This window comes from uncultured Paracoccus sp., from assembly GCF_947496875.1.
Lineage (GTDB): Bacteria > Pseudomonadota > Alphaproteobacteria > Rhodobacterales > Rhodobacteraceae > Paracoccus.
In genome coordinates, this window is the sequence record NZ_CANMEH010000007.1 from 1 (window position 1) to 12,348 (window position 12,348).

At 66.6% G+C, this 12,348-nt stretch carries 9 protein-coding genes and 1 pseudogene; 6 read left to right on the top strand and 4 right to left on the bottom strand.

Annotation, left to right across the window (positions count from 1 at the left end):
• The first annotated feature begins 134 nt into the window (after window positions 1-134).
• The 5 genes and pseudogenes from Q0938_RS10075 to Q0938_RS10095 all read left to right on the top strand — a co-directional run bounded on the left by Q0938_RS10075 (window position 135) and on the right by Q0938_RS10095 (window position 6,585).
• On the top strand, window positions 135-1,799 hold the full coding sequence (locus Q0938_RS10075; protein WP_299361678.1) for a GMC family oxidoreductase N-terminal domain-containing protein: 1,665 nt from the start codon (window positions 135-137) through the stop codon (window positions 1,797-1,799).
• Between the two features lie 379 nt (window positions 1,800-2,178).
• Window positions 2,179-2,511, top strand: a complete 333-nt coding sequence (locus Q0938_RS10080) for a GYD domain-containing protein (protein ID WP_299361681.1) — start codon at window positions 2,179-2,181, stop codon at window positions 2,509-2,511.
• Window positions 2,512-2,644: 133 nt separating this feature from the next.
• Window positions 2,645-2,853, top strand: a pseudogene (locus Q0938_RS19405) (formate/nitrite transporter family protein); the annotation flags it as partial.
• 686 nt (window positions 2,854-3,539) lie between these two features.
• Window positions 3,540-4,520, top strand: coding sequence for a UDP-glucuronic acid decarboxylase family protein (locus tag Q0938_RS10090; RefSeq protein ID WP_299361685.1), 981 nt, complete (start codon window positions 3,540-3,542; stop codon window positions 4,518-4,520).
• Window positions 4,521-4,755: 235 nt separating this feature from the next.
• Window positions 4,756-6,585 carry an ABC transporter ATP-binding protein gene (locus Q0938_RS10095; protein WP_299361688.1) on the top strand — a complete coding sequence of 610 codons (1,830 nt, stop codon included), beginning with the start codon at window positions 4,756-4,758 and terminating at the stop codon, window positions 6,583-6,585.
• A 1-nt stretch (window position 6,586) separates the two neighbouring features.
• On the opposite strand, the gene Q0938_RS10100 is transcribed toward Q0938_RS10095, so the two are convergent.
• Genes Q0938_RS10100 through Q0938_RS10110 form a run of 3 tightly spaced genes read right to left on the bottom strand, consistent with a single transcriptional unit; the run spans window position 6,587 to window position 9,839 of the window.
• A complete protein-coding gene (locus tag Q0938_RS10100; RefSeq protein WP_299361690.1) occupies window positions 6,587-7,342 on the bottom strand; it encodes a class I SAM-dependent methyltransferase in 756 nt (251 codons plus the stop codon).
• Window positions 7,339-8,541 carry a glycosyltransferase gene (locus tag Q0938_RS10105; protein ID WP_299361693.1) on the bottom strand — a complete coding sequence of 401 codons (1,203 nt, stop codon included), beginning with the start codon at window positions 8,539-8,541 and terminating at the stop codon, window positions 7,339-7,341. The genes Q0938_RS10100 and Q0938_RS10105 overlap by 4 nt, the downstream gene beginning before the upstream one ends.
• A gap of 41 nt (window positions 8,542-8,582) precedes the next feature.
• Window positions 8,583-9,839 carry a glycosyltransferase gene (locus Q0938_RS10110; protein WP_299361695.1) on the bottom strand — a complete coding sequence of 419 codons (1,257 nt, stop codon included), beginning with the start codon at window positions 9,837-9,839 and terminating at the stop codon, window positions 8,583-8,585.
• 141 nt (window positions 9,840-9,980) lie between these two features.
• Between Q0938_RS10110 and Q0938_RS10115 the strand changes: the two genes are divergently transcribed.
• On the top strand, window positions 9,981-11,288 hold the full coding sequence (locus Q0938_RS10115; RefSeq protein ID WP_299361697.1) for a glycosyltransferase family 4 protein: 1,308 nt from the start codon (window positions 9,981-9,983) through the stop codon (window positions 11,286-11,288).
• Here Q0938_RS10115 and Q0938_RS10120 read toward each other — a convergent pair.
• Window positions 11,265-12,302 (bottom strand): glycosyltransferase family 2 protein, encoded by a 1,038-nt coding sequence (locus tag Q0938_RS10120; protein WP_299361700.1) that lies wholly within the window; start codon window positions 12,300-12,302, stop codon window positions 11,265-11,267. The two genes, Q0938_RS10115 and Q0938_RS10120, sit on opposite strands and share 24 nt — an antisense overlap.
• Window positions 12,303-12,348 lie beyond the last annotated feature (46 nt).

Here is a 12,348-nt window from a genome sequence, read left to right on the forward strand (position 1 = left end):
CCCGACTACAAGATCACCAAGGTCGATGACCTGATGCCGTGGCGCTGGAACGGATAGCGGTCACGCCGGACGGTTACATAAATTATGCGCGTGCATCCTGCTGACGGGGAGCAGGCGAACGAACGGAGACAGACATGCAAGCGACCAAACTGCCTGCCAACGCCGATACATTCGATTACGTGATCATCGGCGCCGGGGCCGCAGGTTGCGTCCTCGCTGCACGTCTATCCGAGGACCCGTCCGTCAGCGTCTGCGTCCTTGAGGCCGGCCCATCAGACCGACACCCCATGATCCATGTCCCGGCCGGGTTCATCAAGATGATCTTCAACGAGAACTACACGTGGCAGTTCCGGACCGAGCCCACTGAAAACACCGGCGGCCGGGCGATCGCCACTCTGCAGGGCCGTGTGGTGGGCGGCTCCTCCTCGCTCAATGGTCTTGTCTACAACCGGGGCCAGGCCGCTGATTACGATGCTTGGGCGCAGGCCGGAAACAGCGGCTGGAGCTACGCGGACGTTCTCCCATACTTCATGCGCTCCGAGCGGCGCATCGGTGGCGAGGATGAGTTCCGCGGCCGTGATGGTGGGGCTCCGATCTCCAATATCGACTGGAAGCATCCCATTTGCGAAGCCTTCATCCGCGGGGCGGTGGGCACGGGCATTCCGCGCAACGAAGACTACAATGGCCGAACGCAAGAGGGTGTAGGCTACTTCCAGCGCATCATCCACCGGGGTCGCCGGGTCAGTTCGGCCCGGGCCTTCCTGATCCCGGCACTCAAGCGCAAGAATCTGACGCTGCGGACGAATATTCGCGCCAGCCGCATTCTGTTCGAAGGGCGCCGCGCGGTCGGCGTAGCGGCACTCCGCCAGCAGGGCGGCCCTGAAAACATGTTCCATGCGCGACGGGAGGTGATCGTCTGTGCCGGACCCATCAACACGCCGCGACTGCTGCAGATTTCAGGCGTGGGTCCACAGGAAGTTCTAGCCGACCTCGGCATCGCCCCGGTTCACATCCTGCCAGGCGTCGGTCGCAACCTGCGCGACCACTTCTCCGTCCGAGTCGTCGCGCGCGCGAAGAACACGCTAACCATCAACGAACGTGCAAAAGGACTGCGACTCGCGGGCGAGATCGCCCGCTGGCTAGTCGGCAAGCCCAGCATTCTTGCATTGAGCCCATCCTTGGTACACGTTTTCTGGAAGTCGGACGCGGCACTCGAGCAGCCTGATCTGCAAGGCGTGTTTACGCCGGCCAGCTACAAGCAGGGATTCGTCAGTCTGCTGGACGACTTCCCTGGCATGACCTGCGGCTTCTGGCAGCACCGCCCAGCAAGCACCGGCTTTGTCAGAGCCCGTTCGACTGACCCTTTTGTCGACCCGATCATCCAACCCAACTATCTCTCGGCGGACGATGACAAGCGCGTGCTGATTGCCGGCATTCGCCTCGCGCGCAAGCTGCTCACAACACCCGAACTCGCCCCCTATTTCGATCATGAGGTCTCGCCCGGGCCCGACGTTACCACCGACGAAGCGCTGCTCGAGTACGCGCGGCAGATCGGCACATCCTCCTGGCACCTCATCGGCACGGCGAAAATGGGACCGGCGGGCGACTCGGGGGCAGTTGTCAACTCGGACCTCTTCGTCCACGGGCTTCAATCGCTGCGGGTGATCGACTCCTCGATCATGCCGACAAGCCCGTCGGCCAACACGTACGCCGCATCACTTATGATCGGTGAAAAGGGCGCAGACCTCGTGCGCGGCCGGACAGGCGTGCTCGGCAGCGCGACATCCCCGGCGGCTTGAACTGCCGCCATCGAGGGTGGGGTGGCTGCGAGAAGGTCCTTACACCTGATGCTCACGGGAAAGACATCATCGGTCCAACGGACGGTGTCGCGCGCGTGTGGCCTTCCCGTCCGAGCCGTAGACGAAGTCGCTTACGCCGCGAAGATAGCTCCCGCATGGCATTGTCGCGTGCCGCAAGGTCTAAAGGGTGGTGGAGGAGGTTTGGCGGGGCCGGCCCTCCAGAGAGGTGCCATCTCGCAGTCGCCCAACCGGGTTGCCCAGCACGCTGCAGTCAATCACGCGAGTGGGAGCCTTGAAGTGCCGGAGGCCGAGGAGCACTCTCGTGGAGCTGGTCCCGGCGCACGGGCGCCGCCGGTCGGCTCAGAGGGAGGAAGGCTAGATGCCGGTATCCCTGACCCGCTTTAGCTACACGCCTGCCACGTGGGCGAAGATGATCAAGAACCCTGAAGATCGACGGGGCGCTGCCACGCACTACATCGAAGCCGTAGGAGGCAGGCTGCACGGCTTCTGGTACGCCTTTGGTGATCACGACGCCTACGGCCTTTGGGAGGCGCCGGACAACGTTGCCATGGCCGCCACAGTCCTCGCCATCACCTCGGGCGGCGCACTGAGTGAACATCATACGACTGTCTTGCTGAGCGTCGAGGAAACCCTTGCCGCATTGGAGAAGGCTGCAGCTATTTCGTATCGTGCGCCCGGTGCCCCGAGCTAGGATCAGGGCGTCTCTTTCATGATCCTGATCCAGGCGCATGGGCCATCAATGCAGCATTGGTGAGATCACTGGTATCGGAGACTATTCCGTGGAGGGGTGCGGGCGCTGCGACAACTTCAACAGCGCCTTCACGGTCGCGGTCTTCATGGCGATCATCGTGACCTTCGGCTTTTCCGAGGCGCCCAATGCGGTCGGCGAGCAGATCGGCCATATCGGCGAGGGTCGCACCCTCGGCTATGCGCGCATGGGCCCGCCGGAATGCTGACGCTGTTTGTCCGCGCGGTCATGTGCAACTGGATGGTATCGACCGGCGTGGTCGCGGCGATGATGTCGACCAGCGTGTATTGTTTGTTGCACTCGGCACTACCCTTCGGGGCATTAATGCGGCCCAGATACTTGACTTTCACCCTGACGTAGATGAAGCCCAGCTTAGGCGAGAAGAGATACTTCTTCACCACTCCATCTCTCCTTCAAATGCAGCAGTACCACAAGCTATCCGATGAATACGCTCCACATCCCAGCGCACGAAGCCGCCAAGTCCGACGGGTTCGGCAAGTGGCGTGCATCGATAAGCAGAAGAAACTCAGGCTCGCGTATGTCCAGCAACGCAGCAGCGGTACACGATGTGGCAAGGAGCGGCGTGGACTTAATTATGGTGGTACTCAGCCACCTCTTTCTGGTGAGCGAGCCTCCGCTGAAGCTTCGAAAGTTCAGAAGCTGACTGTCGAGCACGCAGGGGTTGAGCAAGAGAGGCCGGTGCTCAATTTCCCATTTTGGCGCGCCTAAGCAACCGACACGCCCCCCTCGGTTACCAGTCTCACAGCCTCGATCTCGATCTCGCGGCTCAACTTCAGCCTCGCTATATCCACTCTCACGGCGGAGCCGACCCGCAGGGTCGAGGGGGTCACAATTCCGGAATTTCGTCAGCCCATCGGCGCCGCCCTCGACGGCAGAACGGGCGTCATCTAAGCGGGCAAGAGCGCAGTGCTGATGGATCGTTCCTGCGCGACGACCTGAATGGAGAGCCGATGACCCGCCTCTACGACTCGCGCCAGCGCATTCTTGTCACCGGCGGCGCGGGGTTCATCGGGTCGCATCTTGTCGACCGCCTTCTCGACCAGGGGCACGAGGTGCTGTGCGTGGACAACCTGTTCACCGGCACCAAGCGGAACATCGATCACCTCGCCGGGCATCCGCGGTTCGAGTTCATGCGCCACGACGTGACCTTTCCGCTCTATGTCGAGGTCGATCAGATCTACAATCTCGCCTGCCCGGCGTCGCCGATCCACTACCAGCACGACCCGGTGCAGACGACCAAGACCTCGGTCCACGGCGCCATCAACATGCTTGGCCTCGCCAAGCGGCTCAGGGCCAAGATCCTCCAGGCCTCCACCTCGGAGGTGTATGGCGATCCCTACCACCACCCGCAGACCGAGGGCTACTGGGGCAACGTAAACCCGGTCGGGCCGCGTTCCTGCTATGACGAGGGCAAGCGCTGCGCCGAGACGCTATTCTTCGACTACCAGCGGCAGCATGGGCTGGAGATCAAGGTCATCCGGATCTTCAACACCTACGGGCCGCGGATGCACCACGCGGACGGCCGCGTGGTGTCGAACTTCATCGTGCAGGCGCTCACCGGCGAGCCGATCACCATCTACGGCCAGGGGCAGCAGACCCGGTCCTTCTGCTACATCGCGGATCTGGTCGACGGGATGGTCCGGCTCATGGAAACCGGGCCGGAAGTCACCGGGCCGGTCAACGTCGGAAATCCCGCTGAGTTCACGATCCGCGCGCTGGCGGAGGCAGTGCTCGCGAAAACCGGGTCGTGCTCCGAAATCGTGCTGCGGCCACTGCCGGCGGATGACCCGAAGCAGCGCCGTCCCGACATCAGCCTTGCAAGGGAACTGCTGGGCTGGGAGCCTGCCGTTCCGCTCGACCCGGGCCTTGACCGGACGATCGCCTATTTCCGCGATCGGCTGCAGGAACTGAACGAGGCAGGCCTCCACTGACCTGCCGGAATGATCGCACGGGCACAGGCCCATTGTCGGAGTTCGTGGCTCTGCAACCAAGCTCGATTATCACGTTGTGCGATGTCGTTCGTGGCACAGGTATCCGGGGCCGGCACCCGTTGGCCGACAGTCCTCGCCTGCCGCATCGCGCCGATATCCGCGTTGGCGATGGTAAACGAGGCGCCGGCCGGCACCCGGCCCATGCGCTGCCTGAGCAGAAATAGCGTCGTGCCGCATGACCAATGAACCGCCGTCCAAAGTGCAGCGCACCATTCTGCGGCCCGACGTGTTCGGCACCGCGGCCCGCGTCCTGAGCCTGGCGCGTGGCGAGCGGGCGGTGATCCTGATCATCGGCCTTCTCGGGCTCGTCTCCGCCGCCTTCGAGGCGGTTGGCCTGTCGTTCATGATCCCGCTGGCACGGATCGTGATGGGCGAGGGCATCGACTTCCAGATTCCCCTGATCGGCCCGCTGCTCAGGGCGCTCGACGCGCGGGTCAGCCTGACCGGAACGGTCGTCGTGCTGCTGGTGGTCGGCTTCTTTCTTCTCGGAATCCTTGTCAGCTACGCGAACCAGGTGGTCTCGAACGCCCTGGCGATGCGCTTTGCCGACAAGCTGCGGCGACGGGTCTTCGAGACCGCTCTCGATCGCCCGCTCTCGCAGATCGAGGCGCTGCCGTCCGGCAGCTTCGTCAACAATCTGGCCTCCGAAACGTGGAAGGTGTGTGACGCGCTGTTCATCGTGATCGGGGGAACCGTCCAGGTCATCGCCTTGTCCGTGTTCCTGGTCCTGCTGCTTCTGCTGGCGCCCTTCTACACCGCCGTTCTCATCGCCATGACCGCCGCCATGGCGCTCGTGCTCTACGCCACGGCTCACGCCGTGCGCCGCCTCGGCATCGAGGCGGTGGGGGCGAACGAACGCTTCATGTCCTATGTCTGGGACGCAATTGGTGGAATGCGGGTCATCCGCGGCTTCGGCCAGGAGGAGTACGAGCGGGAGCAGTTCGCCCATCGATCGGACGACGTGCGACAGGTGTTCACCCGCCTGCGAAACCTGTCCGCCGTCGTCGGGCCGATCACCCAGGTCATCACCCTGGCGATGATCGCCACGATCCTCGGGCTGGCGATGCTGAGAGGCGATGCGCTGGCGACGATGGTCGGGTTTCTGGCGATCGCCTTCCGCATGCAGCCTCGTGTCACCGCCCTTCTCAATGCGTGGACGAACCTCAAGGGGCTCGAGGGCTCGGTGTCCTCCGTGGAGCGGGCCTTTGCGGCCCACCCGTCGAGGGCGGCGCGGCGGCCGCAGGCGTTCCCAGGCATGCGCAGTGACGTGACGCTGGAGGATGTCTCGGCCCATTACCCGAACGCCGAGCATCCGGCCCTGCACGGGATCTCGTGCCGCTTCCGGGTAGGTCAGGTGACGGCGGTCGCCGGCTATTCCGGGGCCGGCAAGTCGACGTTGGCGGCGCTGCTGCTGCGCTTCATCGAGCCGTCGGCGGGACGCATCCTCGTCGACGGCCAACCGCTCGCGGACATCGACCGGGCAAGCTGGAGCCAGCGCATCGCCTTCGTCGAGCAGAACGCGTTCCTGTTCAACGCGACGGTTCGGGACAACATCGGCTACGGCGACCTCGATGCCGGTCTCGACGACATAGAACGGGCGGCGCAGACGGCCCAAGCGGATGCCTTCATCAAGGACCTGCCGAACGGCTACGACACGATGATCGGCGACGGCGGGGTCCGGCTCTCGCAGGGGCAGAGGCAGAGGATCGCCCTGGCCCGCGCGCTCGTGCGCAGACCGGATGTCCTCATCCTCGACGAGGCCACGAACGCGCTCGACCGCCCGACCGAGCGCGCCCTGCGCGACGCCATGACTAGCGGCCCGCAGGCGCGCGTGGTGGTTGTTATCGCGCACCGACGCGAATCGATCGAGGCCGCCGATTACGTGGTGGTCCTCGATCACGGCCGCGTGGTGGAGGAGGGCAGCCCGGCTGCGCTGGCGGCGCGCGGCGGCGTCTACGCGCATCTCTACCTCGACGACGTCGAGGTGCCGCCGCGCGAGGACTAAGTCAGGGGCGCTGCCAGGCGGCGGCGATCTCGGTCCCCGGCGTGCTCATCCGGTGCGAAACCCAGCCCAGCACCGACGCGGGCGCAAGAAGGGCGTGCAGCATCCGCCGGCCGCGCCGGGACAGACGGCTGAAGCTCACGTCGTGGCTGAGGGCGAGGAGCGGGTTGATGAAGGCGCAGACCTTGTCCGCGGGCTTGCCAAACAGGGCGGCGAGCTCGGCGCGGGTGTAGCCGCGGCGGACATGCCCCCACTCGGCGAAAAGGTCCTCCTCAGGCGGGCAGATCGGGCGGAAGATACCGTAGTAGGGATAGCGCCAACGCTCCCGATCCGGGGTGCTCACCAGGATCCAGCCGCCGGGCCGGACGACGCGCAGCGCCTCGCGCGCCACGGCGGCGTCGTCGGGCACGTGCTCGAGGAGGTCGAACATGGTGACCATGTCGAACGAGGCGTCCGGAAACGGGAGGGCGGTCGCGTCCCCATGCACGAAGGTGACCCGCGGATCCTTGTTGCAAGGAGCCTCCCCAAGAGAGGCGTCCATGTCGAGGTTCACCACCTCGGCCTGGGGGTAGAGCATGGCCGAGAGGCCGCTCTGGCCGCCGCCGATCTCGAGGATGTTGCCGACGGGCACGTCGGGGGCGATACGGTGCAGGGCCCGCATCTTGTCGCGGTAGAACAGGCCGTCCGTCATCGGCTCGGGAAACGGGTTCCGGGCGAGGAAGCGGTCAAGCGGGAGCTTGTGCGCGACGGTCGTGGTCATGCGGATACTCCGGAATCATCGGTCTGCACGAGACGCGGGCGATTGTAGGGACGCAGGAGGCGAAGGGCGTGGATCGGCCCTGCGATGCAGCCTTTCAGCTGATGCCCAACGAGGGCGAGCCGCTCGCGGTCGCCGTGCCGCCAGGCACGCAGCCCCTGCCTGACGTAGTACAACGGCATCACGGCGAAGGCCCGGGCGAGGTGGCGGACATGCCGGTCCTGCCCGAACTGCACGAACAGCGCGACGACATGCCCGCGCGTGTAGTCCCTGACCTGGCGATGGAGCGCGCCGAGCTCGGCCCTGTGGTGGTGGAAGACCACGACGCCGGGATCGTAGTGACACACGAAGCCGGCGCGCAGGAGCCGGAACCAGAGTTCGCTGTCCTCGCTGCAGCCGGAGGCGCCGGCGCCGAGGCGGGTGTCGAAGAGGCCGACGGTCGCGAGCGCGGACCGCCGGATCGCCATGTTCGCGCCGGCGCCGATCTGCCAGACGTCTGGCGACTGCCACCATTTCCGCCGCAGGAACCCCGCGTCGAATCGGCGGACCGCGAGCTCGCGCCCGAAGCCGCCCACGTCGAATTCGAAGATGCAGGCGGCCGGCGAGGCGAGACTTGCCGGCATCACGATGCCGGTTACGCAGGCGACGGAGAGGTCGGCGAAGGGGGCGACGAGCGCGCCGATCCAGTCGGGCCGCACCTCCACGTCGTCGTCGGTGTAGGCGATGATCTCGCCCGATGCCGCGCGGGCGCCCGCGTTACGGGCATGGCTCAGCCCGGGCCGCGGCTCGCTGATGTAACGGACGTCCGGAAACTCGCGAACGACGGCAGAGGTCGCGTCGGTCGAAGGTGCATTGTCGACGACGATGATCTCCGCAGGCGCGGGTTCGCAGGCGTTGAGCGAGGCGAGGCAGCGACGGAGGTCGCTTGGCCGGTCTCGGGTACAGACCACCACCGAAACGGAGGGACGATCGCCCGTCGTCCGGACGACCGGTGAATGCACGCTGGCCTCGTGGGCCGCGCTGGCCAGATGCGCCCGCGCCGCATCCGCGATCAGTACGGACGATGCAGCGGCCGGCACCGGGAGTTCGGATGGCACGAGGACGTGGTATCCGACCGGTCGCCCGTCGTCCCAGACGATCAGGTAAAGGCCGTTTTCATGAGGCGCCCGCTCCAGCGGCGACTGCACCTCGTCCAGGGACACGTGCCGGATACCGCAGGGGGCCAGTTGAGCCGCGCTGCCGGTCATGAGGCTGGGCGAGACGAGGAAGCGCTCTTGGGGCGCAGGTCCGGGCGGGTTTCGGCTGCGGCGGCCTTGATCGCGGCGATGCGCCGCTGCGAGCGGCCGTATTCCCCGCCAAGGCCGATGATACCACCCCAGAGCTCGGCGAGGATCATTCGCATCGGCATGGGGTTCCTGCGTCGCAGCCGCCCGCGCATCCGCCTGAGATGATAGTTGACCCACCACAGAAGAAGCCGCCGGAACCGAACCCGCGTCGTCGGATCTGCCTCGACCGATTTCTGGATGAAGGCGGCGAAGCCGAGGCCCCATGTGTAGTACTGTCGCCGGAGCACCGCCCTCTCGCGACGATGCTCGTGGTACACTGCCACCTGCGGATCGTAGACGAGCATCGCCCCCGCCCGGAGCACGCGGTAGAAGATGTCGAGGTCGCCGCCGCCCGGCAATGGCCGTCCGGTGTCGAGCGCCTCGTCGAAGCCGCCCAGGTCCAGCACCAGCCGGCGCCGGACACTCATGTTGGCACCGGCGCCAAAGCGCCCGGCCCCGAACGGGTAATGCGCGTCACCGAAGCGGTCAGGCCCGTAGCGGATCGGCCGGAAGCCCCGCCGGAACCCGCCCCCCCGTTCGAAAAGGATCTGCGCCTCCGTGTCGAGGAACATGGGCAGGACAAGACCCGTGACGCACCCCGCATCGGGGTTCTCGGCCCAGGCGCGGCGCAGCGCCCAGAGCCAGTTGCGGTCAACGACCACGTCATCGTCCAGAAAGGCGACGACCTCTCCCCTCGCCTCGCGCAGCGCGCGGTTGCGGGCGAAGTCGAGGCCGACCAGCGGCTCCTGGACGTAGCGAACCCAGTCGCGCGCCACGCAAATCTCGTGCAGCCGCGGGTCCGTCGAGGCGTTGTCGATGACGAGCACCTCGGGTGCGTCCGGCGCCACGGCGCAATAGGGCTCCAGCGAGCGCAGAAGGCGGTCCACCCAGTCGTAGCGGTCCTTGGAGCAGATCGCGATACTGATCGAGGGCGCCGGACCGGGCGCCGGCGGCATCCGGGCACGCCACCGTTCGACGGCTGCAGCTTCGCGCACCTCGCTGCCCGCGAAGACCGAAGGGTCGATCCAGTCGATGCCGGGAGGCCGGTCGATCAGTTCGAAGCCGACGAGCCGGCCCTGATCACGCAGGATCAGGCCGATGCCGTTTTCGCGCTCGGCAAAGGGCAGGCGCGCGGGAAGATCGTCGATCTCCAGATCGCGCAGACCGAACCCCATTCCATTTCCCCCACACGGCTGACACGATGGTGCTGGACGCCGTAGCAAGGGCAGGGAACGGAGCGCAGTGTCAAGGCTTTCTCCCGCAGCGATGTGGACGTCTCCGCACATTCCCGCGGGCGTCGCCTGCCGGGAGGTTCGGTGACACAAAGCACGCGCCTCGGCCGCATCGCGCTCTTCCCCTGGGGCGGCGTCGTGGAGGACTTCATCGCCCCGATCGGCCTCGATCGCGTCAGCTTTGCCGAAGAGATGTCCGGGGGCTGGCTGTTCGGCTATGTCGAGGCGCTGCGGCGACAGGGCATCGAAAGTGTCATCATCGCGCTGTCGCGGGACATCGGCCGGGTCGAACGGCGCGTGAACCCGCACACTGGCACCGAGACGGTCTTTCTCCCCATGCCTTCGATCTACGCGGCACTACGGCGCTGGCCCGGCGACACGGACGACCCGAACCGGCCGCGGTTCAGGGGCCGCAGAGTCCTGCAGGACGTGGTGCGCTATGCGGCGACGCCGGTTGCGAGCCTCGCGAAGCTTCTTCGGGCGACCGAGTGCCGGGCGATCCTGGTCCAGGAGTACGAAAACCCCCGCTTCGACAGGCTCGTCCAGCTTGGGCGCCGCCTTGGGATCCCCGTATATGCAAGCTTCCAGGGTGCGCCCCCGCCGAACTCTGCGATCGAGAGGATCGTGCGGCGGCGGACCCTGCATGCGGCTGCCGGGCTGATCGTCGCCTCGGCGCCCGAGGCCACCCGGCTCAGGCGCGACTACTCGATCCCGCCGGATCGGATCCACGCCATTCCCAACCCGCTCGACCTCGACCTCTGGTTCCCCGAGGCACGCGAGGCCCACCGCCGCGCCCTTGGCGTGCCTTCCGACGCCACCGTCGTCGTCTGCCACGGCCGGATCGAACTTCATCGCAAGGGCCTGGACCTGCTCGTCCGCGCGTGGCGCGACCTTGTTGCGCAGGCCGGGCCGCGCGACCTGCGCCTCCACCTCATCGGCTCGGGGCAGGATGACGAGCGGCTCGCATCGCTGCTTGCGGCCGAGCCGGTTCCGGGACTGCGGTGGGTGCGGCGATATGTGACCGATCGCAGCGAGATGCGAGGCGAACTCTCGGCGGCCGACATCTACGTCCTGCCGTCGCGTCACGAGGGCTCGCCGGTCGCTCCGCTGGAGGCCATGGCCTGCGCGCTCCCCGTCGTGGCGGCGGACGCGCCGGGCGTCGCCGAAATTCTTGGGCATGATGAGGCTTGGGGGGGGCTGGTCGTGGCGAGGGAAAATCCCGACGCTCTTCGGCATGGGCTGACCCGCCTGATCGACGACCCGGATCTGCGGGCCCGCCTGGCCGCGCAGGCGCGGCCGCGTGTGGAGAGCTTCGCCTCCCTCGATGCTGTCGGGCAGCGGCTGGCGGCTCTGCTGAACGCCGGCCGGTCAACCGTCCGGTCGATCGGCTGACGGGCTGCAGGCCTGATGAGGCGCCGCAGCGCGGGCTGCCGGGAACGGAGTTCGCCCTCGGGAGGCTGTTTCCATGCGTGCGCGCCTGCTCCTTCCCAGTGACGCGACGGGATCGAGAAGCCACCGAACCGTGGCCTTTGCCGTTGCGCTGCTGTCAGCCCTCGCGGCCGCCCACAGCGCCCGGCGCCCGTTCGCAACATTGCCGGCGGCGAATTCGCGCCTTGCGTAGTAGAGCGCGAGATAGGCCCGCCCCCGATCGACGTGATCGGGATAGCGGGTCCGGTAAGGCTGGGTCACGACGCAATGCGAGCGGAGCATTCGTGCCACGTTGCTCGACATGGACGTGCTGCTGGCGCGATAGCCGGTCAGCGGCAGAGGCACGGCAGCGAACGCATTCTGCTCGGCAATTGCAAGGTAGAGCTTGAGGTCTTCGCACCCCTCGGCGCCCTGCGCCCGCAGGCCCGGATCGTAGCCCCCCGCCAACACCGCGGCGGCCTTGCGCAGGAGCGGCGAGCTTCCGTTGGCGATGAAATTGTGCAGCAGAAGGTCCGGCAGGACAGATCCCTGATAGGCGCGGCGCTCGGCCGCGCGCCAGTCGGTCACCTCGCCGCTCTCGTCGACAGGGACCGAAAACGTGTAGACGAGCCCGCAGGTGTCCCCTGCCTCTCTCAGCGCCTGCATCTGCCGCTGGATCTTCTCCGGATGCCAAAGGTCGTCGGCGTCGAGCGGCGCGATGAAGGCGGCGGTCGTCGCTGCGATGCCGCGATTGCGGGCCGCGGCGACGCCGCCTTGCTTCTGCGAGATCAGGCGAACCCTTGGATCCTCGTTCGCATGCGCGGCGGCGATGTGCGCCGTCTGGTCGGTCGATCCGTCATCGACAACGATGATCTCGAGCCGGTCGTAACTCTGGCCACGGGCGCTGTGCAGGGCCGCGTCGAGCGTCGAGGCCGCGTTGTGAGCGGGGATGATCACTGCCACCAGCCGGCTCGGATCGGGCGCATGATGCCTCTCCACCGCAAGCCCCACCCGTTATGGCACAAGCCACGCATAGCTGCGCCCT

Bases quoted from the DNA above. Each gene is read 5' to 3' on its own strand.
- Q0938_RS10075 (WP_299361678.1), top strand. From the start codon at position 135: ATGCAAGCGACCAAACTGCCTGCCAACGCCGATACATTCGATTACGTG.
- Q0938_RS10090 (WP_299361685.1), top strand. From the start codon at position 3,540: ATGACCCGCCTCTACGACTCGCGCCAGCGCATTCTTGTCACCGGCGGC.
- Q0938_RS10080 (WP_299361681.1), top strand. From the start codon at position 2,179: ATGCCGGTATCCCTGACCCGCTTTAGCTACACGCCTGCCACGTGGGCG.
- Q0938_RS10095 (WP_299361688.1), top strand. From the start codon at position 4,756: ATGACCAATGAACCGCCGTCCAAAGTGCAGCGCACCATTCTGCGGCCC.
- Q0938_RS10100 (WP_299361690.1), bottom strand. From the start codon at position 7,342: ATGACCACGACCGTCGCGCACAAGCTCCCGCTTGACCGCTTCCTCGCC.
- Q0938_RS10110 (WP_299361695.1), bottom strand. From the start codon at position 9,839: ATGGGGTTCGGTCTGCGCGATCTGGAGATCGACGATCTTCCCGCGCGC.